23 protein-coding genes and 1 pseudogene are annotated in these 25,606 nt (G+C 30.4%); 16 read left to right on the forward strand and 8 right to left on the reverse strand.

Annotated features, from left to right (window positions below):
* Window positions 1–26: 26 nt before the first annotated feature.
* Window positions 27–1,229 (reverse strand): aminotransferase class I/II-fold pyridoxal phosphate-dependent enzyme, encoded by a 1,203-nt coding sequence (locus B0I03_RS08655; protein WP_111567047.1) that lies wholly within the window; start codon window positions 1,227–1,229, stop codon window positions 27–29.
* A 183-nt stretch (window positions 1,230–1,412) separates the two neighbouring features.
* Here B0I03_RS08655 and B0I03_RS08660 point away from each other — a divergent pair, with 183 nt between their 5' ends.
* Both B0I03_RS08660 and lpdA read left to right on the forward strand, forming a co-directional pair.
* On the forward strand, window positions 1,413–1,868 hold the full coding sequence (locus B0I03_RS08660; RefSeq protein ID WP_111567048.1) for an Lrp/AsnC family transcriptional regulator: 456 nt from the start codon (window positions 1,413–1,415) through the stop codon (window positions 1,866–1,868).
* A 97-nt stretch (window positions 1,869–1,965) separates the two neighbouring features.
* Entirely contained in the window at window positions 1,966–3,369 is a 1,404-nt protein-coding gene (gene lpdA / locus B0I03_RS08665; protein WP_111567049.1) for a dihydrolipoyl dehydrogenase, read from the forward strand.
* 72 nt (window positions 3,370–3,441) lie between these two features.
* On the opposite strand, the gene B0I03_RS08670 is transcribed toward lpdA, so the two are convergent.
* Window positions 3,442–3,819, reverse strand: coding sequence for a DoxX family membrane protein (locus B0I03_RS08670; protein ID WP_111567050.1), 378 nt, complete (start codon window positions 3,817–3,819; stop codon window positions 3,442–3,444).
* An 83-nt stretch (window positions 3,820–3,902) separates the two neighbouring features.
* Window positions 3,903–4,796, reverse strand: a complete 894-nt coding sequence (locus B0I03_RS08675; protein WP_111567051.1) for a DUF4349 domain-containing protein — start codon at window positions 4,794–4,796, stop codon at window positions 3,903–3,905.
* Window positions 4,797–4,981: 185 nt separating this feature from the next.
* Here B0I03_RS08675 and B0I03_RS08680 point away from each other — a divergent pair, with 185 nt between their 5' ends.
* The 3 genes from B0I03_RS08680 to B0I03_RS08690 all read left to right on the forward strand — a co-directional run bounded on the left by B0I03_RS08680 (window position 4,982) and on the right by B0I03_RS08690 (window position 9,607).
* A complete protein-coding gene (locus B0I03_RS08680; protein ID WP_111567052.1) occupies window positions 4,982–6,271 on the forward strand; it encodes an anthranilate synthase component I family protein in 1,290 nt (429 codons plus the stop codon).
* 76 nt (window positions 6,272–6,347) lie between these two features.
* Window positions 6,348–7,598 carry a tRNA lysidine(34) synthetase TilS gene (gene tilS / locus B0I03_RS08685; RefSeq protein ID WP_317048050.1) on the forward strand — a complete coding sequence of 417 codons (1,251 nt, stop codon included), beginning with the start codon at window positions 6,348–6,350 and terminating at the stop codon, window positions 7,596–7,598.
* The gene (locus B0I03_RS08690; protein ID WP_111567054.1) at window positions 7,595–9,607 is read left to right on the forward strand and encodes a protein-disulfide reductase DsbD family protein; all 2,013 of its coding nucleotides are present in this window, start codon (window positions 7,595–7,597) and stop codon (window positions 9,605–9,607) included. Before tilS ends, B0I03_RS08690 begins: the two co-directional genes overlap by 4 nt.
* Window positions 9,608–9,687: 80 nt before the next feature.
* Here B0I03_RS08690 and B0I03_RS08695 read toward each other — a convergent pair whose 3' ends face one another.
* Window positions 9,688–10,122 carry a GNAT family N-acetyltransferase gene (locus B0I03_RS08695; RefSeq protein WP_111567055.1) on the reverse strand — a complete coding sequence of 145 codons (435 nt, stop codon included), beginning with the start codon at window positions 10,120–10,122 and terminating at the stop codon, window positions 9,688–9,690.
* 136 nt (window positions 10,123–10,258) lie between these two features.
* Between B0I03_RS08695 and B0I03_RS08700 the strand changes: the two are divergent.
* Window positions 10,259–10,699, forward strand: a pseudogene (locus tag B0I03_RS08700) (magnesium chelatase domain-containing protein); the annotation flags it as partial.
* Window positions 10,700–10,722: 23 nt separating this feature from the next.
* Here the strand turns inward: B0I03_RS08700 and B0I03_RS08705 are convergent.
* Window positions 10,723–11,565 (reverse strand): hypothetical protein, encoded by an 843-nt coding sequence (locus B0I03_RS08705; protein WP_111567056.1) that lies wholly within the window; start codon window positions 11,563–11,565, stop codon window positions 10,723–10,725.
* A gap of 111 nt (window positions 11,566–11,676) precedes the next feature.
* Between B0I03_RS08705 and B0I03_RS08710 the strand changes: the two genes are divergently transcribed.
* The gene (locus B0I03_RS08710) at window positions 11,677–12,936 is read left to right on the forward strand and encodes a Y-family DNA polymerase (protein ID WP_111567057.1); all 1,260 of its coding nucleotides are present in this window, start codon (window positions 11,677–11,679) and stop codon (window positions 12,934–12,936) included.
* A 13-nt stretch (window positions 12,937–12,949) separates the two neighbouring features.
* On the forward strand, window positions 12,950–13,567 hold the full coding sequence (locus B0I03_RS08715) for an SOS response-associated peptidase (protein ID WP_181452375.1): 618 nt from the start codon (window positions 12,950–12,952) through the stop codon (window positions 13,565–13,567).
* Here the strand turns inward: B0I03_RS08715 and B0I03_RS08720 are convergent.
* From B0I03_RS08720 to B0I03_RS08730, 3 genes are all read right to left on the reverse strand, one after another.
* On the reverse strand, window positions 13,564–13,917 hold the full coding sequence (locus B0I03_RS08720) for a hypothetical protein (RefSeq protein WP_111567059.1): 354 nt from the start codon (window positions 13,915–13,917) through the stop codon (window positions 13,564–13,566). The genes B0I03_RS08715 and B0I03_RS08720 overlap by 4 nt on opposite strands.
* A 46-nt stretch (window positions 13,918–13,963) precedes the next feature.
* Window positions 13,964–14,431 carry a hypothetical protein gene (locus B0I03_RS08725; RefSeq protein ID WP_111567060.1) on the reverse strand — a complete coding sequence of 156 codons (468 nt, stop codon included), beginning with the start codon at window positions 14,429–14,431 and terminating at the stop codon, window positions 13,964–13,966.
* A gap of 83 nt (window positions 14,432–14,514) precedes the next feature.
* A complete protein-coding gene (locus tag B0I03_RS08730) occupies window positions 14,515–16,122 on the reverse strand; it encodes a hypothetical protein (RefSeq protein ID WP_111567061.1) in 1,608 nt (535 codons plus the stop codon).
* Window positions 16,123–16,623: 501 nt separating this feature from the next.
* Here B0I03_RS08730 and B0I03_RS08735 point away from each other — a divergent pair.
* The 8 genes from B0I03_RS08735 to B0I03_RS08770 all read left to right on the forward strand — a co-directional run bounded on the left by B0I03_RS08735 (window position 16,624) and on the right by B0I03_RS08770 (window position 25,606).
* Window positions 16,624–17,931: a Clp protease ClpP gene (locus B0I03_RS08735; protein ID WP_111567062.1), complete on the forward strand. Its 1,308-nt coding sequence runs from the start codon at window positions 16,624–16,626 to the stop codon at window positions 17,929–17,931.
* Between the two features lie 34 nt (window positions 17,932–17,965).
* Window positions 17,966–18,886, forward strand: a complete 921-nt coding sequence (locus tag B0I03_RS08740) for a hypothetical protein (protein WP_111567063.1) — start codon at window positions 17,966–17,968, stop codon at window positions 18,884–18,886.
* Between the two features lie 88 nt (window positions 18,887–18,974).
* The gene (locus tag B0I03_RS08745; RefSeq protein ID WP_111567064.1) at window positions 18,975–19,547 is read left to right on the forward strand and encodes a hypothetical protein; all 573 of its coding nucleotides are present in this window, start codon (window positions 18,975–18,977) and stop codon (window positions 19,545–19,547) included.
* Window positions 19,548–19,637: 90 nt separating this feature from the next.
* Window positions 19,638–20,045, forward strand: coding sequence for a hypothetical protein (locus B0I03_RS08750; protein ID WP_111567065.1), 408 nt, complete (start codon window positions 19,638–19,640; stop codon window positions 20,043–20,045).
* On the forward strand, window positions 20,045–21,181 hold the full coding sequence (locus B0I03_RS08755; protein WP_111567066.1) for a hypothetical protein: 1,137 nt from the start codon (window positions 20,045–20,047) through the stop codon (window positions 21,179–21,181). Before B0I03_RS08750 ends, B0I03_RS08755 begins: the two co-directional genes overlap by 1 nt.
* The gene (locus tag B0I03_RS08760; RefSeq protein ID WP_111567067.1) at window positions 21,174–21,692 is read left to right on the forward strand and encodes a DUF6712 family protein; all 519 of its coding nucleotides are present in this window, start codon (window positions 21,174–21,176) and stop codon (window positions 21,690–21,692) included. Before B0I03_RS08755 ends, B0I03_RS08760 begins: the two co-directional genes overlap by 8 nt.
* 3 nt (window positions 21,693–21,695) lie before the next feature.
* Complete coding sequence (locus tag B0I03_RS08765) at window positions 21,696–23,753, forward strand: phage upper tail fiber protein (protein ID WP_146603280.1); 2,058 nt, start codon at window positions 21,696–21,698, stop codon at window positions 23,751–23,753.
* Between the two features lie 29 nt (window positions 23,754–23,782).
* Window positions 23,783–25,606, forward strand: coding sequence for a phage head spike fiber domain-containing protein (locus tag B0I03_RS08770; RefSeq protein WP_146603281.1), 1,824 nt, complete (start codon window positions 23,783–23,785; stop codon window positions 25,604–25,606).

Genomic DNA, 25,606 nt, shown 5'->3' on the forward strand with positions numbered 1-25,606 from the left:
GATTTGTTACATTTATTTCGATGGAATTATAAAATCCTTAATTCTACCATACATTGTTTCATCATTTCGTAGGTTCTTTCGATATCGTTATCTAAACCTATTGAAAAACGAATTAAACCATCAGTTAAGCCCATTTCTGCTTGTTCTTCTAAAGGAATTTCTGATGAAGTTGAAGTTCCAGGTGCACTGAATAATGTTTTGTAAAAACCTAAACTTACAGCTAGGTAACCTAAGTTTCTTTCTTGCATTAATTCCATTAAAGCGTTGGCTTTGTCTAAACTTCCTACGTCAATCGTCATCATTCCTCCAAAACCATATTCTGGATTAATCATGGTTTTGTAAATTTCATGACTTGGGTGACTTGCTAAACCTGGATAAACGGTTTTAATTCCGTCAGCTTCAAATTTGTTTGCCAAATACATTGCATTGTGGCTGTGTTGTTTCATTCTGATGTGTAACGTTCTTAAGTTTTTCATCACAGAAGCCGAACGCAAACTGTCCATTGTTGGACCTAAAAGCATACTTGCTCCGTCGTTTACATTTTTCAAGCTGTTGATGAATTCTTGAGAAGCACATGTTACACCACCAACCGTATCGCTACTTCCGTTGATGTATTTTGTTAAAGAATGAATTACAATGTCAGCACCTAATTTCGCTGGAGCAACTGATAAAGGTGAAAACGTATTGTCAACTACTAATTTGATATTGTGTTTTTTAGCAATTTTAGCCAATGAAGCAATATCCGCAACTTCCAACAAAGGATTACTTACTGTTTCGCAGTATAAAACTTTTGTATTTGGAGTAATAGCCGCTTCAACTACGTCTAATTTTGTAATGTCAACAAATGTAGTTTTGATACCCATTCTTGGAACGAAATTTTTCAAGAAGGCATACGTTCCGCCGTAAATAGTTCTACTTGACACGATATGGTCACCATTTCCACATAATTGCAAAAGAGTAGGAGTGATAGCACCCATTCCAGAAGCAGCTACATTTGCCGATTCTGTTCCTTCCATTGCTGCTAGTGCTTTATCTAAATATAAATTACTTGGCGATGAATGACGCGAATATAAATAACAACCTTCAGCATTACCTTCAAAGGTATCAAACATGGTTTTTGCTGAAAGAAATGTGTATGTTGAACTATCTGAAATCGATGGATTTACACCACCAAATTCTCCGAAATATTGTAAATCTTGAATACGATCTGCCGGATTAAATTTTTCCATAATTTTAAAGTTTAGTTGTTTATTTTAAATCAAAAATATAATTTGACAAACTATTATTCAATACTTGAAATTAAAATTAGATTTTTATTCTAAATTTAGTTAAAGTTGTAGTTTTTATTTCTGTTATTTATTCGTTTTAGTTACATTTGCTGACAACTAAAAAACAAACAACACAACTAACCAATGGACGCAATCGACAAAAAACTTTTAGGTTTTCTGCAAGAAGACTCTAAAAGGACAACTAAGGAGCTTTCCCTATTATTAAATCTTTCCGTAACCGCTGTTTACGAACGTATTAAAAAATTAGAGCGTGAAGGAGTTATTACCAAATACGTAGCGCTTTTAGACCGAGTTAAGTTAGACAAATCTTTCGTAGTTTTTTGCCACATCAAGTTAAATCAACACACTAAAGATTTTATTACCACTTTTGAAAACGAAGTAGTGAAATTAACTGAAGTTTCAGAATGCTATCACGTAAGTGGCGATTATGATTATATTTTAAAAGTGAACGTTAAGGATATGGAAGAATATCGTGAGTTCATGGTTACGAAACTTACCGGTTTGCAACATATCGGAAGTACACACAGTTCTTTTATGATTGGAGAAGTAAAATATACAACCGCTTTTACTTTAAACTAAGCTATAATAATTTACCAAAAAAGTAACAAATAATTAATTCAAAAAGCGTTACTTTTGTATCCGAATTTAAGTCAAACAACAAACTTTATATAAAATCATGAGTCAATTTGATGTAACCATTATAGGTTCTGGACCTGGAGGATATGTTTCAGCTATCCGTTGTGCCCAATTAGGTTTTAAAACTGCTATTATTGAAAAATATTCAACTCTTGGAGGAACGTGTTTAAATGTAGGATGTATTCCATCTAAAGCGTTATTGGCTTCTTCACATCATTACGAAGAGTTACAACATTTTGCTGACCACGGAATTGAAGTTTCTGGTGATGTAAAAGTGAATTTAGAAAAAATGATTGCTCGCAAACAAGCGGTTGTTGATCAAACTTCAGGTGGTGTGAAATTCTTAATGGATAAAAACAATATTACCGTTTTTAACGGAGTGGGTTCATTTGAAAGCGCTACTTCTGTAAAAGTTACTAAAGAAGATGGTTCTTCGGAAATCATCGAATCAAAAAATATTATTATTGCTACAGGTTCTAAACCTTCAAGCTTACCATTTATCAAATTAGATAAAGAAAGAATCATCACGTCTACTGAAGCTTTGAAACTGAAAGAAGTTCCAAAACACTTAGTAATTATCGGTGGTGGTGTTATCGGAATCGAATTAGGTCAAGTTTATTTACGTTTAGGAGCGCAAGTTTCTGTAGTAGAATTCATGGACAGAATTATTCCTGGAATGGACGCTGCTTTATCAAAAGAATTGACTAAAGTATTGAAAAAACAAGGAATGAAATTCTACACGTCTCACAAAGTACAATCGGTTGAAAGAGCTGGAGATGTGGTAACTGTAAAAGCAGAAAATGCTAAAGGAGAAATCATCACGTTAGAAGGTGATTATTCATTAGTTTCTGTAGGTCGTCGTCCTTATACAGATGGATTAAACGCTGAAAAAGCAGGAGTAAAAGTTGCCGATAGAGGTCAAATTGAAGTAAACGATCATTTACAAACTTCAGCTTCAAATGTTTATGCAATTGGTGATGTAGTTCGTGGAGCTATGTTAGCACACAAAGCGGAAGAAGAAGGAGTAATGGTAGCTGAAATCTTAGCAGGTCAAAAACCTCATATCGATTATAATCTAATTCCTGGTGTAGTGTACACTTGGCCAGAAGTTGCCGCTGTTGGAAAAACAGAAGAGCAATTAAAAGCAGAAGGTGTAGCGTACAAAGCAGGAAGTTTCCCATTCAAAGCTTTAGGAAGAGCAAGAGCAGGTGGAGACACTGACGGATTTGTAAAAATCTTAGCCGATGCAAAAACAGATGAAGTTCTTGGAGTTCACATGATTGGAGCAAGATGTGCCGATTTAATCGCAGAAGCTGTTACAGCTATGGAATTCAGAGCAAGTGCAGAAGATATTTCAAGAATGTCTCACGCACACCCAACATTTGCAGAAGCTATCAAAGAAGCCGCATTAGCAGCTACTGATAACAGAGCATTACACGTGTAAATAGAAAAGTTATTATATCAAAAATCCCAAATTCAATTGAGTTTGGGATTTTTTTATTTGAAGTTTTTAATATTATGGTTTTACAATTTCTTTAAAACCATCCCAATTAGCATAAATTAAAAACACATTAGCAAATAAAATTGCTACAGCCATTGGAATATCGGTACCTGTTACAACTACGTGAATTAGAAAAATATTGATGCTTATGGGTAACAAAATGATAGTTCCTAATCGAACAAATTTACCACTTACTAATATTAATCCTGCTATTAATTCAATAGCTTTTGCTACAGGAAAAATGTATTTTGAAGCCATAAAACCAGCCATTAGCGTGGCTAAATCTCCTGTTGGTTCTGGTTGCTCAGGACCAAGTTTGAAAAAATAAGAAATAGAAGCAAAAAGCATCATAGCTCCTAAAAGTACTCGAACAATAATAGTTGCAATTTTCATAATTTAAATAGTTTTTGGTTAGTTATTTCAAAGATAATGAAATTATTAAACAAAAAACCATCAGTTTCCCGATGGCTTATTTCTTACTTTTTTAAAAACTTTTTATATCCCAAAAATCCTAAAAACCCAATTAAGGCAAATGGCCAAAGCACCACTACAAATGAAATAATATGTTCTAACATAAACCAACCCGTTTTTACACTATCCCAAATTTGTAAGCCAATATTTGGTCGGTAAGCGTTGATGCTTTTTTCATTAGCTACCATTTCTTGTTTGATGCTTTCGTCTTGGTAAATGTTTAGCGTTAAAGTACTAAAATTTACTTGATCTTGTAACGATAAATTCTGCAATTTTGAAGCGTCATTTTGTTCTTTTTTAGCATCTAACGTTTCTTCTGCTTTTACCACTTGATTTAGTTTCTTTCCCTTCGAATCAATTGCATTTGCCAAACGTTTTTCAGATGAATTGCTTCTTTTTTGCGCTAATTCATTGGATAACATTTGTAACGAAACATCATCCGCTTTAATGATGCGATAATCTAAAAAATGAATTTGTTTCGCAATAGTTTTAATCACCGTATCCATTTTCGTATTTGGAACACGAATCGTTATGTTGTTATCTACTTTATATTTTGTAGTTACTAAAGTACTATCCTGACTCACTTTGGTTCGGTCTTCACTGTGAATGTTGCTTTGAAGATTGGTATAGGTTACAAATCCACCAAATTTCGTAGTTGCATCTTCAATCGCATAAGTCGATTTTGCAACATTCTTGACTTTAAATTTTACATCGGCGGTTCGAACAAATTTTCGATTGCTGTTTTTGTTTTCAACGGCTGCGGAAGAAGAAATAACGCTTGTGCTATCAGTTACAGCATTTTCTGAATAATCTGCTGATTCTTCTGCAACTCTCTCTTTACAAGATAAGACCATGCCAAGAGCTAGCAAAGTCAATACGATTTTGGTGTTTTTGTTCATAAAAATTCATTTTTAAAGTTATTGATTAATTGTTTTTAATACGTGTAGTTTTAGAATCAATACAAATGAATTTTTAATTAGGTTAGTTGTTGAGGCAAGAATAAAAACCGTGCCAAATTTTAACATTTGCCCCATTTTTCAACAACTATTTTTTTGTTGTACTTTTACGAAGTAAATTTTCCAATTTGAGAACAGTAATTACAAAAGATATTTCCCAGTTTTCCGACTTTAAAAACCAACTTTTGAATTGGGCGAACCAACACAGAGAAGTCGTTTTTTTAGATTCGAATGCCTATCATCAAAAGTATTCGAGTTACGATGCGGTTTTGGCGGTAGATGCTTTTACTTCGATTAAAACCGATTATGAAAATGCGTTTCAAGATTTGTATCAGTACCAAAGTCAAACGAAAGATTGGTTGTTTGGTTACTTATCCTACGATTTGAAAAACGATACCGAAGCTTTACATTCCAACAATTTCGACGGATTAGATTTTCCCGATTTGTTTTTCTTCCAACCCAAAAAGTTATTTTTAATCAAAGAAAATGAACTCGAAATTCAATATTTACGATTATGCGATGACGAAATAGATTCAGATTTCGAAGAAATCCTTTCAATAACAACCAACACCCATCACCCATCATCCATCACTATAAAACAACGCATCTCAAAAGAAAATTATCTTTCCAAAGTTTCCAAAATGCTCGAACACATTCATCGTGGCGACATTTACGAAGCCAATTTTTGTATGGAATTCTATGCTGAAAATGCTCAAATCGAACCTTTGGAAATCTATCAAAAACTAAATGCGATTTCAGAACCACCTTTTGCAGTGTATTTCAAAAATAATTTTCAGTATTTGCTTTCCGCTTCACCAGAACGATATTTACGAAAAGATGGAAATAAAGTCATTTCCCAACCTATAAAAGGAACAGCAAGAAGAAGTTTTGATATAGAACAAGACGAACAATTAAAATCAGATTTAGCTCAAAACGAAAAAGAGCGTTCAGAAAACATCATGATTGTCGATTTAGTTCGAAACGATTTATCGCACACAGCCACAAAAGGAAGCGTTCAAGTAGAAGAATTATGTGAGATTTATACGTTTAAGCAAGTGCATCAAATGATTTCGACTATTGTTTCGGAAGTAGAAAATACCACTTCACCCATTGAAATTCTAAGAACCACTTTTCCTATGGGAAGCATGACAGGAGCACCAAAGATTTCGGCCATGCAAATCATTGAAACATTAGAAGAAACCAAACGCGGTTTATACAGTGGAGCAGTAGGTTATTTTAATCCAAATGGCGATTTCGATTTTAATGTCGTGATTCGAAGTATTTTGTACAATTCGAAAAATCAATATTTATCTTTTTCTGTCGGAAGTGCTATAACTTCTCAGTCTATATCTGAAAATGAGTACGAAGAATGTTTGTTGAAAGCAAAAGCAATGTTTGAGGTGCTGCAATCCAAATAATTCCTTATTTTTGGTCATGCTAATAAAATTCCAAAACCATATCGAACAAAATTTTTCCCAGCTAAAAGACAAGAAATTGCTCTTAGCGGTTAGTGGTGGAATTGATAGTATGGTTTTACTGGATTTGTTTTATAAGTTGAGGTTTGATATTTGCGTAGTACATTGCAATTTTCAACTTCGTGGAATAGAGAGTAATGGAGATGAAATGTTAGTAAGGGAAACTTGCCAAGACAGCTATATTCCTTATTTTATTGAGTCGTTTGATACGCTCGAATTTGCTAAAGAAAACAAACTTTCCATTCAATTAGCCGCTCGAAAGTTACGTTATGATTGGTTTCAAAAACTTTTATCTGAAAACCAATTGGATTATTTGGTTACAGCACATCATTTGGATGACAATGTCGAAACGTTTTTAATCAATTTTACTAGAGGAACAGGTTTAGAAGGGTTGACAGGAATTCCAGCTCAAAATGGAAACATTATTCGCCCGTTGTTGCCGTTTTCAAGAGAAGAAATTGAAAATTATGCATTAGAAAATAAAATCCAATGGAGAGAAGATTCGAGTAATACATCAGACAAGTATTTTAGAAATAAATTGCGTCATGACATTGTACCTATTTTAAAAGAATTGAATACGGGATTTTTAGATTCGTTTAAAAATACTTTACATCATTTGCAACAAGCGGAGTCTTTAGTTAGCGATGCTTCAAAATTGGTTTTTGAAAAAGTAGTTGAAGAGAAGAAAAATCAATTAGAGATTCATCTAAAACCGCTGCTTCAATTCCAAAATTACAAAGCGTATTTATATCAATGGCTTAAAAATTATGGATTTTCGGCTTGGAATGATATTTATGATTTGGTCAAAGCACAATCAGGAAAGCAAGTGTTTTCCGAAACGCATGTTTTATTGAAAGACCGAGAGAAATTAATCCTTTCCGAAAAAAAATCAACAGATAAATCAGAAGTTTTCATCATTGAATCGTTGGATAGTAAAGTTAATATTCCCTTAAAACTTAGGTTTTGTAAAACAGTTAACATTTTTGAAACAGATTCCAATTGTATATTTGTAGATGAAAATAAGATCAAATTTCCATTAACAATTAGAAAATGGCGAGAGGGAGATTATTTTTATCCTTCAGGAATGAACGGAAAAAAGAAATTGAGTAAGTATTTCAAAGACGAGAAATATTCGCTTTTAGATAAAGAAAATCAATGGTTGTTATGTTCGGAAGACCAAATTGTTTGGGTAATAGGAAAACGAGCAGATAACAGATTTATAAGTAAAGAAACAACACATAACAGTATAAAAATCGTATTAGAAGAATGAGAAAATATTTTGCCTTAATCGCCTTAATTTTTGGATTTTTTGGAAATGCACAAATTATAAATCCGGTACAATGGAAAACTAAAGTAGTTCAAAAATCGGCTACCGAATTTGAATTGGTCATGGATGCTACTATCGAAAACGAGTGGCACATGTATTCGCAGTTTACTCCAGAAAACGGACCACTTCCAACGGTTTTTGATTACAAAAACGCAAAAGGAAACTTCGATTTAGTTGGAAAAACCAAAGAAAGTCCATATAAAAAAGTTTATAACGATATTTTTGAAGTAGACGAATATTACTTTGCAAAAACGGCTCAGTTCAAGCAAATCATAAAAGTTACCAATCCAAAAGTAAAAGAAGTAAAAGTTTATGTGGAATACCAAGTTTGTAAAGAACAATGTATTCAGCAAGATGCTACGTTTACGTTTAAATTGCCAGAAATTAAGGTGGAAGAAGTTACTTCAACGAATGTAGTTTCTAATGATACAACTTCTGTTAGTGCCGATACAACATTGATTACAGCTACAGATTCTGAAAAAGCTACAAAAGAAATTGTTCCGACTTCAACTTCAAACGAAGAAGAGAAAAGCTTGTGGGGAATTTTCATTTTAGCCTTTTTAGGTGGATTTGCTGCTTTACTTACGCCTTGTGTGTTTCCAATGATACCAATGACGGTAAGTTTCTTTACAAAACAAAGTAAAACCAAAGCAGCAGGAATTCGTAATGCTTTTATTTATGGAATTTCTATCATTGTTATTTATGTAGGTTTAGGAATGATAATAACGGCTATTTTTGGAATAGATTCATTAAATGCTTTATCTACAAATGTTTGGTTTAACTTGATATTTTTTGTAATTCTAATCGTTTTTGCGGCTTCATTTTTAGGAGCATTTGAAATCGTTTTACCCAATTCATTTTTAAATAAAATAGACAGACAAGCTGATAGAGGTGGAATCATCGGAATCTTCTTCATGGCGTTAGCCTTAGCTGTTGTTTCTTTTTCATGTACTGGACCAATTGTAGGATCATTATTAGGAGAATCAGCAAGACAAGGTGGAATAGGACCAATAGTTGGAATGTTAGGATTCTCTTCTGCAATTGCTTTGCCTTTTATGTTGTTTGCTATGTTTCCAGGTTGGATGAATTCGTTACCAAAATCAGGTGGATGGTTAAATACGGTTAAAGTTTCATTAGGATTCTTAGAATTGGCTTTTGCTTTTAAATTTTTATCTAATGCTGATTTAGTTTTACAAACGCATTTATTAGAAAGAGAAGTCTTTTTAGCCATTTGGATTGCTGTTTTTGGAGCTTGGGCATTATATCTTTTCGGAAAATTAATTTTGCCTCACGATAGTCCAATGATTCATATTTCTGTAGGTAGATTATTCATAGCTTTATTTGTTACCACATTCACTATTTACTTAATTCCAGGTTTATGGGGAGCGCCATTAAAAATATTGAGCGGATTTACACCACCTATGACTTACAGTGAAAGTCCGTATGGAGTTGGTTATCAAAATACAGTAAGCTCTGGAGTTTCTTCTGAATCTGCTTTACCAGAAAATGCGCATATTGGACCATTAGGAATAACAGCATTTCATGACTATGAAGAAGGTTTAGCTTATGCAAAAAAAGTAAACAAACCTGTTTTATTAGATTTCACTGGACATGCATGTGCGAATTGTAGAAAAATGGAAGAAAATGTGTGGTCTGATGCTGAAATTTTAAAAATCTTAAAAAATGAGATTGTACTGATTTCGTTATACGGTGATGACCAACGTGAATTACCAAAAGAAGAACAATACGTTTCAAAATCAGGAAGTGAAGTGACTACCATTGGGAAAAAATGGAGAGAATATCAAATTGAACGATATAACATTAATGCCCAACCTTATTATGTTGTTTTAGATGCTGATGGAAAAGATATTTCTAAACCTGTTGGTTACACGCCAGATGTTGAGGAATATAAAACTTGGTTACAGGATGGTGTGACGGCTTTTAAAAAATAATTTTTCAATAAAAAATCCCAATCAAACGATTGGGATTTTTTTATTCATAGTAACTAAAAGATATTTATCAATAATACGAATTATTTTATCAATCGCATTTCTAAATATTTATTCGTAAAACCAAGTTTTTCATATAAAGCTTTTGCAGGATTATTGGGTTCAACGTGAAGTGCAATATTTCCTTCAACAGAAGAAATGGCTTTTTCCATAAGTTTTTTTCCATAGCCTTTTCCTCTTTGTGAATTATTAATGGCAATATAAACCAATATATTTTCAGGAATATAATCTTTCATCCCTGTATTATTTAGGATAACAATTCCAACAATTTTATCTTCATCAGTACCAATGATAATTTGTCCGCCTTTATTTGGATTTAGAACATAATCTATACATTTTTGAATGTCTTCTTCGGTATCTCCAAACTCTTCAAGATGCGTATGTAAAAAGTGGGTAATTGTTTTGTTAGTAAACTTTTCCGAAGTACCTGTAGTTGCATTGATATATGTGAAATTCATAAATAAAACTTTAATAGTAAATACAAAGTACAAAAGTATTGAATTGCCAACAGATTGTCTAATTCATAAAAAAGTTATTTTTTTCAATACTTTTTCTATATTTGTATCAGTATAAGCCATTTAAAAAGTATAAGCCATGTTAGTAAAAGTATTCGGAAGTGCCGTTTTTGGCGTTGAGGCCACCACAATCACAGTAGAAGTAAACACAGAGAAAGGAATCGGTTATCATTTAGTTGGGCTTCCCGATTCGGCCATAAAAGAAAGCAGTTTTCGTATTGCTGCAGCACTTAAAAACAATTCCTATCAATTTCCCGGTAAAAAAATCATTGTAAATATGGCGCCTGCCGATTTACGAAAAGAAGGTTCGGCTTATGATTTAACGATAGCGGTTGGAATTTTAGCTGCTTCTTCTCAAATTACCTCAAAAGAAATCGAAAATTACATCATCATGGGCGAATTATCGCTTGATGGAACTTTGCAACCTATAAAAGGAGCTTTATCTATCGCTATTAAAGCCAAAGAAGAAGGTTTTAAAGGGATTATGATACCAATCCAAAACGTTAAAGATATTGCAATTTCTTAATTAAGGGAATAAAAAAATTATTCTATTGAAATTAATTGAGGTTCAATATTAACACCTTCTGATGAAATATTCTTGATGATTTCATCTATTGCACTGATTACTTTTCCATAATTTTCAACATTGAATTCACCAGATAGATTTAAGTTATTAATAATTTTTTGTCCAGTTATACCAATTACATCAATACTAAATTGAGCTTCAGCTTCTTTATAATTTACAGCGGCTGCAAGTTTTGGTAATGAAGAGATATCAACCTTTTTCTTTTTTGAAGTTATTTTCATTTTTAAATCTATTCCAACACCCCAAATTACTTTTTTAAGTTTACCATCTATTATACAGCTTCCTTTTTTATATTGAACAAATTTATAATTAACAATTGTATTTGAATTTTCTGAATTAACATTTGCTAAAAATAAATTTCCATCAGCTTCTACAAGTTTGTTACTTGAAACATAAAATACTTTGTAGCCACCCGTTAGTTCTTCTAATCGTGTTGGCGAATTTTCACAAATTTCAGATTTTACATTTATACCCTTAATTTCTTCCAATTCATTATATGTATCTAAGAAAAAACTTTTACTTATACCAGATAAGTTATTTGAAGTATTTTCATAAATATCTATTTGAGATGATGGAGAACCAACTTCCATCGAATTTTTTTGTATAGCCTTATATAAATCATTTAAAATATTTTTTTCATTTTCCAATTGTATTATTTGACTTTTAATAATACTGGTTTGTTGTTGACATTCTGATAACTTATCTTTTAATTCTAAATTCTCAGCAATAAGTTGTTTTTTGGTTTGAGAAAAAATTAATACAGAAAAGATAAACATTAAAAAAGTAAAATATTTTTTCATAACAGTTTGATTTAGTATTGGTTTGTAATGTAAATTTAGTTTATTTTTAATTATTAACAATTTAAAATTCAAGTTTTTAATTAGATAACTTTGTAAAATCAAATTAAAAAAATGTACGCTTTAATCGATTGTAATAACTTTTATGCATCTTGTGAAAGGGTTTTTCAACCTCACTTGAATGGTAAACCTATTGTTGTTTTAAGTAACAATGATGGGTGTGTTGTTGCACGTTCCAATGAATCAAAAGCATTAGGTGTTAAGATGGGTGTACCATTATTTGAAATTAAAGATTTGGTTCAGCAACATAACATAAATGTTTTTTCAAGTAACTATGAATTGTATGGTGATTTATCCAATAGGGTTATGACCATATTACAGACCTATTCACCAGATTCAGAAGTTTATTCAATAGATGAATGTTTCTTAAAGTTTGATGGGTTTAAATACTTCAATTATCAAACAATGGGATTGGATATGATTAAAAAGGTAGGTAAGTGGTTAGGTATTCCAATTAGTGTTGGATATGCACCAACTAAAGCATTAGCCAAAATAGCAAATAAGATTGCTAAGAAGTACCCAGAAAGAACCCAATCTTGTTACATTATTGATGATGAAGAAAAAAGAATTAAGGCTTTAAAATGGACTGCAATTGAAGATGTTTGGGGTATTGGTAGACAGCACGCAAAACGATTAAAAGCACTTCAAATAAACAATGCTTATCAGTTTACCCAAATGGATGATGCTTGGGTTCGTAAAAATATGACCGTTGTTGGTTTAAGACTGAAGCACGATTTAATGGGTATTCCTTCAATTGAACTTGAAGATATCCAACCAAAGAAAAATATAGCTTGTACCAGAAGCTTTGAAAAAATGTATAATAACATCAATGATATAGCAGAAAGGGTATCAACATTTTCAGCAGTACTGGGTGAAAAGCTACGTAAACAGAATAGTCATTGTAATATGATAACGGTGTTTATTACCAGTAATTATTTCAGAAAGGATTTGCAACAACATAGAGCCTTTTTAAACATCAAAACTGATTTTCCTACTAACAGCACATTTGAAATCAATAGACTTGTTCAAATGGGTTTAAAATCGATTTATAAAGAGGGTATTTATTATAAAAAGGCTGGTGTAATTGTTGGTTGTTTAACTCCAGCTGAATCACATCAGCTTAAAATCTTTGGTGGTGAGAATCCAAAGCATATTGATATAATGAAATCATTGGATTCTTTGAATAAACGTTATGGAAATAAAGTAAAATTTGGGCGTAATGACCTTCAAAGAAGGCATAAAATGAAGCAAGAAAGGCTTTCACCTTGTTATACTACTAGATTAGAAGATATTATAACCATTAAATTGAAGTAGAATGTGTTTTTATATGCAATTAAGATTTCCTTTTAAGGATGTTGAAGATAGATTTGATGCTGAAATTGATGATGATACAGCTTATTTACAATCAGAAGATATAAATGGTTTCACTTATCCCAATGTTCCAATCATTTTAAATGAAAATCCAAAACAAATAAGAACTGATTATTCTTGGGGTTTAGTTCCAGAGTGGTCAAAGAATACTGATTTCAGAAAGAATACTTTAATTGGTAGGGTAGAATCTATTGAAGAAAAACCAACATTTGCTGAAGTAACACATAATAGATGTTTGGTAATTAGTTCTGGCTTTTATGAGTGGCGTTGGTTGGATGAAAAAGGTAAGAATAAAGAAAAGTATCTTATAATCAATCAAGAAAGTGAAATATTTACATTCGCTGGTTTGTATTCAACTTGGAAAAATCCAGCTAATGATGAGGTTTTAAATAGCTTTTGTATTATGACTACAGAAGCAAATAAAACAATGGAATACATTCATAACTACAAGAAACGGATGCCAATTATCTTGAACAAAAAAGATGAGAATGATTGGTTAACTGGTAAGTTGGATTTTAAGGATATTACTTATCCAAAGTACGATACACTTTTATATGCAATGCAAGTAGGTTAGTAAAGAAATACTTCAACATCTTTACCATCATTTCTTACATCTTTAATTTCGTTTTCATTGATGGCTTTGGTTAGGATTTCAATTACTTCTTGATTATCAGCTTCAAAATTTGGTTCATCTGAAGATTCCAAATCAAAATGAAAAGTGTGAAATGAATGATTATTAAAATCTTGTTCCATTTCTTCATCCATATAATCAGCTTGGTTATCTAGTTCACCACCAAAATATTCAATTTCAAAAGGATTGTTATTGATTAAATAAATCAACCTTTCTTTTGTAATTGCTGTTAAAGTATCAAAATTATTGAACTTCAAAATCACTGTGTATGTTATTGTTAACTTTGCTGTCATATATCAAAGATAATAAAAAAGCTAATCTAAGGATTAGCTTTTTATATTATTCGAATATTTTTTCAACTTCATTTGCTCTAAATAATTTTGTCACGTGTACTGTTTTATCAAAATAACTACAAGCAATATCACCATTAACAAAACCTTGTCTGTTATACAATTCATTTAATTTTATCGGACTATTACTGTCTTGAATTTGTCCTACAACCCAAGTTATAGTCATTTCAATATCAGATAGTTTGTGTTTTACAACATTTCCAACACTTAAATTTTGATTTTTAACTGGAATACGGTTTTGTAAATTGTCAATTAATGTATTAGCTGGTAAAGTTAGTTTTTCTTCATTATTTTTATTAAAATATTTTATTGAAATATCACCAACAATATAATTAGGTCTATCCATTAGGATTTTATTAATATCGATTGGAGAATTGTTTGGTGTTACACCAACTAACCAAGTAATCATTAATTTTGGACTACCAGACTTTAGAAACACAACTTCATCTACATTCATTTTTTTAATTTTTTTTTAGTTAATAGAAAACAAATTTATGTAAGATATTTAATTCAAACTAAATTGTTTTGAAAAATTAACTTTTATCTTAAAATATTAACTAATTGATTATTGATTTTGAAATTACAAAATGATTGATTTTTAAATTCTTCAGTAACATCATCCAATGATTTGAAATGATTTTTCATTATTCCAATCACCATCCCAAATTTTACCATATCAAGATATGAACCATACTTAATTATCATTCTTCGTTCATATTCATCAATGCTTATTTCTTTATTGTTTTCTTCGATTTCAGCCACTTTAATTGGTTCTTTGATATCAATGCTGTAATCGAAATTTAAACCCTCAAAATAAGATTCAATTAGCTTAATAACTTCAACTTTGTTTTCTTCTTTAACAATTAAACTATCGTGTTTAGTTAAAGCAAATAATTTCTTTTTTTTCAGTTGGTTATAAATATTATCAATAAACATTGTTGATTCTTTACGTTGCATTTTAATTGCAAACATTGCATCACCATTTTCCTTTTTGTAGTTATCAATAAATTCAATTACACTTGGAAATAATTCTTTCAATTTAGCTTTGTTTTTGGTTCTATTCTTATGGCTACTGAATAGGATTTCAAACGCTACATTTTTACCTTCTTTTCTTGTGTTTAAGGCAAGTTTATCTTGAATGTATTCATATAGATTACCAGAAGCTGTTAAGCTTTTAAATAGCTTAAAATCGGGTGTATTTAATTTATCTTGTAGCATCAATGAAAGGATTGCAAACTGGCTGTTTTTTAAATCAATTTGAATCAAATCATTCTGGTTACAAATTTCATCTACAAGTTCAGAACACATATTAGTAAAGTTAGTATCAAGTCTTCTATTGGTATCATTTCTTTTTGCTCTTAGATTTCCATTTTGAAGATTTAATAAAGCTTCACCATACATTATTCTAATCATTTCTTTTTTCTTTGATATAAATGAATCTGGTTGTTCAATAACAAATCTTTTACCATCTTTTATTAAATTCATTTTCATTTCTTTTGCCTTTTGAATAGCATCACTTCTTTTTATCCACATTCCAGATTTATTTAAAGTTAGGTAGAATGATTCATCAAGAATATCTTCATTCATAGCAAAAGCATCAATGGTTATTTCATTGATTCTTCTTTCAATAATTTCTTCAAGTTTTGAATAATCTATTGTTAAGCTTTCAAAATCATTTTTGAAGTAATTTAAGTATAGATTATCTTCTTTAGATTCTTTTATAATATCTCTGAAAGCTACTATTGATAAGGGTTTAGAGTGATTATCACCACATAGTATAATATCTATATTATTATGATTATAATATAAATTATTAATAGAATAATTATAACAAGTATTAGTAATATCAGAATAATAATTACTTCTAATAACTATACCAGAATCTAATAATGGTTGTAACCAATTTAGATATTTATTATCATTAAATGATTTCTTTATGTATTCAACTGGAATTGCTGTTTCTTCAAATAAATCTTTATAATCAATGAAATTATTTCTTTGAATAATTCCAATGAATTTGAAACAGTAAGATTGATAATCTTTTGATAAGTTTAATTTTCTAACATCTTCAACAAGTGCTGTTGGTAGTTTTAAGTAAGAGGTTGTTTTTCTTTTGTGTACTGTTTGTACATTGTTTTTCTTTTTCAAGTTTAAGTTAATATTTTGCCTTTCGTTATTTTGCCTTTTGATTCACTTCGGTGGCAAAACCTATGGGAGCAACCCCATAGGATACCGAAGGCAAACTATTTATTTAATAGCTTACATTTATAAATATGTTAGAATTATAAAAAGTTATATTTTTTATTAAAAAAATATTTATATGATATAATTTAAGATATTATATCAAGAAGTAAACAGTATTTAAACCTTTTTTATACTTATAATGCAAAGATACGATTTTAACAAATCGGTTGCAAGTAAACTACATTACTATTTTTAGTATTTCTTCAATTATTTATTTATCTAAATATCTTCTTATCTCTTATCAATAAAGGCTTTATAAGTATTGTCACCACATAGTATAATATCTAATATTATGTAATTATTTAATAATAAATTATAAGAATATTATAGAATAATTATTGGTATTACCTAAGAATAATTAGGTGCTATTTACAAATGATATCACCACCAGTATAATTTCTATGTATGAACATAGGAAAGATATATATAAGTGGTGAAATAGGTGTGGATTGCACTTTATTAGATGTTATCAAACAAGTAAAAGCACAACCAAATTCAGATTCATTTGTTGTTAAAATTGATTCTGTTGGTGGTTTTGTTGATGCTGGTACTGATATCTACAATTATTTAAGAAACTTAAAGAAACCAATCACCACAATTACTACAAAAGCTTATTCAATTGCATCAGTAATTTTTATGGCGGGTGATACAAGAATTATCCCAGAAGGTGCAGAAAACGCTTTTATGATTCATTTGCCTTGGATGGAAGCGGTTGGTGATACAAGTGCTTTGGCTTATTACTTAGATGAGTTAAAAACGGTTGAAAATGACTTAGTAAAGTTCTATTCAAAATTACTTGATATTGATTCTGATACAATCCATTCATTACTTAGAAATGAAACATACTTAAATGCTACTCAAGCATTAGAATTAGGAATTGCAACACAACTACAAAAGCCACAAATGGCTGTTGCAAAATTACATAACATAGAAGAAAAAGAAGAAGAAGGTTTAATGAAGAAATTGAACAAAAAACTTGATAGCATAATGAATATGCTAACTGGTAAAATCAAAGCTGAATTGATTCTTCAAGATGGTACTGGTATGGAAATTATATTTCCAGAATTATCAGAAGGTGATATGCCAGAAGTTGGTGAAAAAGCAACTGTTGATGGTAAAGAAGCTAATGGTGAATTCTTAATGCCAGATGGTTCAACAATGGTATTTGAAAAAGGTTTGTTAACTGAAATCAAACCAGAAGAATCAGATGCTTCAGAAGATGATACAGCACCACTTGATGCTGAATTATCAAGTATTTTATCAGAAGATGGAAATTCAACTTACTTTTTTGAAGGAACAATGTTAACTGTTGGTGGTGCTGTTTATGCTGATGCAGAAAAGACCTTTTTACCAGTTGGTGAATATCCACTTGAAACCAATTTAATATTGGTTGTTGTTGAAGATGGTGTTGTTGCTGAATTAAAAGAAAAAGAAGGTGATGATACATCAGAATCAGTTGAAGATTTAAAAGCTGAAATAGCTGATTTAAAGGCACAATTAAGTGAATTAACATCAAATGAAGAAGTAAATACATTGCTTGAAGTAATGCAAGCTATGGCTGAAAAAACTAATGAAATGGAATCAAAATACATTGCATTAGCAAAGCAAATTGGTAGTGATTTTTCAACTGAAAATAAGGGTAACAACCCATCTATCAAAGCTCAAAATGAAAACTTATCAAGAGCTTATCAAATTTTGAACTCAAAGTTCTAATTACATAACACAACTATAAAAAGAAAAACAAAAAATGGCATATAATGTAAATGCTTTAACGGATTACGTTAACGAACAAAAATTACCTATCATCAAAAGTTCTTTGATGGATAGCAAAACAATGAGTTTATTTTCTGGTAATATCCAAGTTGGTATTAAACACGCAGAAGCTTTAAACTTAATGAGTGTTGACCCAAAATTACAAGATGATTCAGTTGGTAGTTCTACTGATGGAAATTCAGATGTAAAATTCACACAAAGAATTCTTCAAGTTGCACCAATTGCAGTAAGAGAGTTTTTAGACCCTAAAGTGTTAAACACTAAATGGATGAACTCACAAATCAATGCTGGTTCTAAAGATGATGCTTTAGTATTTGAGCAAGATTTAATGACTGAAATCACATCAAAAGTTGCTATTAAGAATGAGAAGGCTTTATGGCAAGGTGATACAGCATCATTAAATGATGATTTAAACAAATTCAATGGTTTCTTAAAAGTTATTGATGCTGAAACTGGTACTACAGTTGTTACAGCTTCAACATTTACTTCAGCAACAGCATTAGGTTTAATAGATATGGTTTATTCAGAAATTCCAATGGATATCTTAAACCAAGCTGATACAGCAATCTTTATGGGTTGGGATTATTTCAGAATCTATACAACTGCATTAAAGAATGCAAACTTATTCCACTATGGTGTTGATGCTGTTGATGGTGAAATTGTGGTACCTGGTACTAACATTAAAATCTATGCATTAAACGGATTAAATGGTTCAAAAAGAATTGTATCTGGTAGAATTTCAAACTTCTATATCGGTACAGATTTACTTGATGAAGCTGATACAGCAGAAGCAATTTACTTACCACAAATTGAAAGAGTTAAAGTAAAAGTAGCTTTCAAATTAGGTACTCAAATAGCATTACCAGAAGAATTGGTAGTATTACAAGTAGCATAATAATTTCTTTAAAGAATTGGGTGGTTGAATAGTCAGCCATCCAAGGCTTTAAACCAAAAATAACAAGATTATTAATTTAAAAATATAAATGTGTGTAAACAAATTAACAGCTAATATTTCTTATGATTGTTCAAGTGCAAACCGTGCTAAAAGCGGTTTAGAAACTAAAGCAGTTATTATAAATGTTGCTGATTTAGATAGAACATCAATTACTGAAACTGGTTCAACAGTTACTAACTTATCATTGAATTCTGGTGCTACTGGTTTTTCAATTAGTTGGATAAAACAATTGGGTTCAACTGGTTCAGAAGTTGCATTAAATGATTCTGGTGTTGATACTTTTTCACATTCATTCGCTTGTAGAGTGTTTGGGCAAAGTGCAGAAGATGCAGAAAGAATAAAAGAACTTTTAGAAGGTGAATTTGTGGTTGTTGTAGAAACAAAATTCAAAGGAACTTCAAATGCTGATGCTTATAAAGTTTTCGGTTTAGAAAATGGTTTAAAAATGGCTGAAGGTTCATTTACTTCTTTAGAAAATGATGGTTCATTCATTTTCACTTTAAAATCACAAGAAGGTTTTGGTGAATCTTATCCTTACAAGATTTACTTAGAAACTGATTATGCTACAACTAAAGCTAAAGTTGATTCATTATTTGCATAATTAGGTTTACAAAATAGGGTTCTAACAGTATAATTAAGGTAGATGGTTTAAAAAGCTATCTACCTTAATTTTTTATAAAAACAATAGAATATGAATAAAGAAAGATTAGAAGAATTACTTCAAATTGGATATGAACAGATAATGAATGATGAATCATTAAGAAATGAAATGATGGATTATTACAAGTTCTTATTTCCAAATTCTGGTTGTTCAAATTGCAAGAATAAGCATAAGAAATATTTTGATAAACTTCAATCTGAAGGGGTTGAATTACTTAAACCACAAGTTGAAAATAGTGGTTTCAAATTAAGAAATAATATTGGTGTATTAGGCATCAATTTCGGGGGTGGTAAATCAATAACAATTGATAATGCACCAGATGAATTATGTATTGAATTTCTAAAAGCAAATCCAAATAGAATATCACTATTTGAAGTATATCCAGAAAATTGGGTTGAATTAATCAATAACGAAAATGATAATGCTGATGAGGAATAATGAAGATAAGATTAATTGATGTTGATAATAGATTATCAATAAAATACAACAAGGTTGAAGGTATTTATAATTGGGGTGCTGATAATGCTTATCCGAGCCTTGTTAAGAGTTTAACCAATTCAAGTGTTACAGCAAAACAATGTGTTGATATTAATTCAAAATACATTTATGGTAAAGGGTTTGAATTCGCTAAAGAGAATGCACCAATTATCAATAAGAAAGGATTAACAATCAATCAACTTTATAGAATTGTTTCAAGGGAGTTTTCGGAACAAAACAACATCTTTTTACACATTAATTACAATGCACTTTATGAAGTTATTTCAGTTGATTTAATAAGTAGTGAACAAGTTAGAATTGGTTCAACTGATTCAACTGGTTACAATGGTAAATTCATTGTTTATGATAACTGGGATAAATCAAAAGGTAAGAAGATTGAAAAAAAAGATTTCAAGATAATTGACCGTTTCAATCCAAATCCAGCAATAATTGAAAAACAAGTTGAAAGTGCTGGTGGATGGTCAAAGTATAAAGGTCAAATCTTACATATCAATAGTGATTTCAGTTCAACTTATTCACTTTCTGATATTGATTCAGTTTTATATGATGCTGATTCAGAATATCAAGCATCAGTATTTAAAAATAGTGGTTTAAGAAAAGGTTTCTTTGGTGCAAAACTATTTGTAACTAAACCATTTCAAGATGATTATGAAAGAAATGATTTTGTTAATACAATCAATGATTTAAAAGGTTCAGATAATTCATCTGGGGTTCTTTTGTTGGAAGCAAATCTTGAATCTGATAATCTAGCTGAACATATTTTGATACAAAATATTGATTCAAATATTGATGATAAGAAGTTTGAAAGTACTGAACAATCAACAGCAAGAAATATTAGAAAAGCTTATGGTATTCCTTCAATTTTAATTGATAATTCTGATAATTCAATATTTGGTAATTCTGGTGAATTGCTTGTTCAAGCTAAATTTATGCATTGGGAAAATAAACAAGAAGAAAGAAGTATTATATCAGATGCATTTAAAGCTGTTTTCAGCAAGTTTCACGAACCAATTAACCCAAATAATAACTGGAATATAATTCCATTGGTAGAACCAAAAAAAACAACAAATGAATAAGATTATAACTGCAACCGAAATCAAAAATTATAAAGATATCGGTAATAAAGTCGATGAAAATAAAATCAATCCAATCATTGAACAAGCACAGTTAACTGAATTGAAAGATGTATTGGGTTCAGAATTTTATTTTGATGTGTTGAACAATCTTAATAATCCAATTTATCAAGATTTGCTTTCTGGTTCAACTTTTACATACAATGATATTGTATATCATCAAGATGGATTAAAGGCTTTAACAGCTGATTATTTTATGGCAAAGTATGTAATGCAAATAAACACAAATATTACACCATTTGGAGCAACCATAAAGCAATCAAATGATAGTGTTCCAGCAGAAAGAAATTCATTAAAGGATATTTCAACAATGCAAATGCAGTTGGCTGGTTCAAGATGGGAACAAATCAAAAAATACTTAGATGCAAATAAAGAAATATTTCCAAAATGGAAATCATTAAACTGCACATCATCACCATCTGGTGAAAGAATAATGAGAATTAGAAAGATATAATTAATGCACATAATTAATAATATAAATGCAAAGACTTTTTCACACAATGGTAGAAACTATGTGAAGAATTTCATTGTTATCAAACAAGGTGAAAATAACATTGCAATTCATAATGCTTATGATACCAAGTTTCAATTGGTAGGTAGTACCCATTTTAGCCAGTTTCAAGTTAATGGCGTTGTTTATACTAGTCAAGCTGATTTGATGGCTAATTTGGTTAATATTCTATTCGTTAAAAATTTGGGTGCTGGTGCTATTTCAAACACATCTGAATTAATTAATGATGGTGCTGATGGAATTAACCCATTTGTTACAACAGCTGATTTACCAAGTGCTAATAAAATACTTAACCAAACTGGTTATAACTTATCTGGTGAAACATTAACCATAAACGCTGATTGGGTTTGGTTGATTGCAAATCAACAATACACAAATGATGATGTTGTTGAAATCAATGTTCCTTTGGCATCATCTGGAATGACCAGAATTGATTTAATTGTTGCTGATAACAACAATACATTTCAAAGAATTGCTGGAACAGAAGCGGTTGATAATGCAATTGCGCCACCAGTACCAAATAACACAATTCAAGCAACATTAATTGTTGTTACTGATGGTATTATTGAAGTTGAACCAACACCAACTGGTGATTTGTATCTTGAAAAAGCTGATGAAACAATTGCTTATATTGGTTCTTCTTCTGGAATTATTACAATTTTTAAACTTAAAAACTATACAAATTACATTATCAAAGATTCATCATCAGTAACACAAATTAATTCAGCTGGATTTGTATCACCAGTTTTCAGTTACATAGGTAAAAGAATCAGAATAACAAACCAACAATCTACACCAATTGTTTTTAAACACAATTTTGGTGCTGGTGAATTGAAGTTTGATTTGATTAATGATAATGATTTTATCCTTGGTACAGATGAAACAATAAATTTCATTATTCAAGATGATTATACATTATTGCACGTTGCAGAAATCAATATTAATAGTTTATCTACACCAACTTTACAAGAAGTTACTGATGCTGGTAATACAACATCAAATGTTATTGTAGGTAATAATGGATTTACAACTTCTGACGCACATTCAAATTTTGAAATTGCTACAAATTATACAACTGGAACAAGACAGTTAAATTTTTATATAGAAGGTGATGAAGTTGATTTTCCAACTTCAACTTCAGCACAAATATCAACTAATCTTGATAATGGAACTATTATAACAAGTACGGTAAGTGGTAATACAACTGGTTTCTTTGTTAATGGTTTTGACCAAGGTGTTACAATTGGTGGTACTTCTGGAAAATTCGCATTATTAAAGACTGGTTTAATATCTGGTGGTACAAAAAGTTTTGAATTTCCTAATCAATCTGGAACGTTGGCTTTAACAAGTGATTTATCTTCAGCTACAACATCAGTTTGGAAAAAGTCGGGATTAATAAATAATGCTAATTTAGTTAATGAAAAAATATATAGACAGAATAGTGCTGGTTTAATTGGTAGTATAGTGAGTTTTGGTACCGCACCAACACAAAGTGACCTTGATAATGAGATATTAGGTTCACAATTTGGACATATTTTTGGTGGTGGAACTGTACCATTTATTCAGTTATTAGGTAATGGTGGAAATGGTTCAGCTGGACCAAATCAATTTATATCAAGAATGGCTGGAGCTCCAACAACAATGCAGCAAATGACATTCTCAGCAATAAAATCAACAAATTATGATGCTTGGGGTGATGCTGGTAGATTATTATGGAGATTCCAAGATGGTTATTTATATCCACAAGCTAAATTTGATATTGGAACTGATTATGTAAGATTGCATTCATATCCATCAACTAGAAATGATACTGGTGATACAATGAATAATGTTTTATTCACTAATTCAAATGGTACTTTAAGAAGTAAATCAGTAGCACAATCACCTTTCATAAACAAACATACTGGTACAACTTATACAACTAATGCTTTGCTTACAGTAACACAAGCAGAATATGATGCAATTGTAACAAAAGACCCAACAACAATCTATTTTATAATTTAATGAAACTTGGAAATTTAAATATAAACAATGTGAAATTAGGTAATACCCAAATACAGAAAGCATATTTGGGTAATAACCTTGTGTGGGAATATTTCAATAAAATATCAAACAGTGATGGTGTTTATTCATATACTAAATTAAATCAAAATTACTTAGGTAATTGTGTTAGAATTAGAAATGAATTTAACAATAATGAACAAGATTTTGGTTTTAGTGGTGATACTGTAGATATTAACGCAATAAAAACATTCTTAGGTAAAAATCAAATACCATATAGTGAAGATTTCACACACGCATCTTGGAATTATATTAGTAATATAACTAGAACAGCTAATGTTGCAATTGACCCATTAAGCGGTTCAACAGCTGATAAATTAATTCCAACATCTAATGGTAATTATATTGGTGTAAATAATACAGTTTCACCGCAAATTAAAGGTAAAGAAATAACTATTTCTGTTTATGCCAAAGCTGGTGAAATGGATGAAATTTGGGTTGGGGGTATTTTTGGTAATGAAGCTTCAAGATTTAATTTAACATCTGGTACTATAGTAAGCGATGGTTCAAATGTTACTTCATCTTCAATTGAAAATATTTCAAATGGTTGGTATAGATGTATTGTTACTTATATTTTTCAAAATACTATTGGTAATAATTATTTATACACTGGTTTTAGGGTTGCAACATCAAGTGCAAATGGTTCAGATGGTTTATTTGTTTGGGGCGCACAACTTGAAGTTGATGGACTAACAGCATATCAATCAACAAATGGTTCAAGATATGGTGTTGGTAGAATAGTTAAAATGTATGACCAATCTAAAAAGAATTTAATTGAAGTTTCAGAACCAACATCAACAATTGGTTTGGCTGGTAATGTTACTTATGAATCATTTAGTGGGTGGACTGGATTGCCATTTACCAATTGTGTAAGATTTAATGATGGTTCAACAAGCCGTTTTATTTATAATGGTAATGTTGGTGTACAAGGTCAACCATTAACTTATTCATTTTATATAATAATGGATGATTTATCTGAACCTCAAATTGGTGAACCAAATGATTCAAATGCTGATTTTATTATTTTTAATTCACTTAATAATAATACAAGTCGTCCAACCAGCACTAAAACTGATTTAGGTAATGGTGTTTGGAGAATTGAAGCCTATCGTTCAAATTGGGAATATGGTAATACTGGTATAGTTAAATATAACACACAATCCCCTAAAGGTTTTAGAGTAACTGGATTTCAATGTGAAGTTGGTTCAACAGCTACTACATACCAACAAACAAAAGGTGCATTTAAACAAACCACAGCAAATTCACAACCTTATCTTGTTTGGGATAATGATGATAATTGTTATTCTGGTTTTTTTGCTCACGATTTAAGGCTTTTAAATTACAGTGGTTTAACTGGTACAACTGGTTACACTATTTATAATGAGGTTCTTAACAACCAAACAACAACTAGTAGTGCAAAAGGTATTGTAACAATATTTGGTGGTGTAATTGGTGATGTAAATTATTTATCAAGACATAGAGTTTCATCAACAAATTTAATTTTAACTGAAACAAGATTTGGCGGTTCAATTACTAGTGCTATTTCATCACCCACATCATCATTTAATTTAAATGTTATTAATAAGATTGCTTCTACATTTCAAACTGATAATGTTAAAAGTTATTTAAATGGTGTTTCAAGTGGTAGTGATATTTCAGCTGGCGTAACTAATTCTTCAAATATTATTTTAGGTGCATTTAATTTAACAACAGAACCATTTAATGGTTTTATAAAAGAAACTATTATCTATACTGAACCAAAAAATAATGATTTTTTAGAAACTATAACAACTTAA

It is taken from the genome of Flavobacterium aquaticum, from assembly GCF_003259835.1.
Classification (GTDB): domain Bacteria; phylum Bacteroidota; class Bacteroidia; order Flavobacteriales; family Flavobacteriaceae; genus Flavobacterium; species Flavobacterium aquaticum.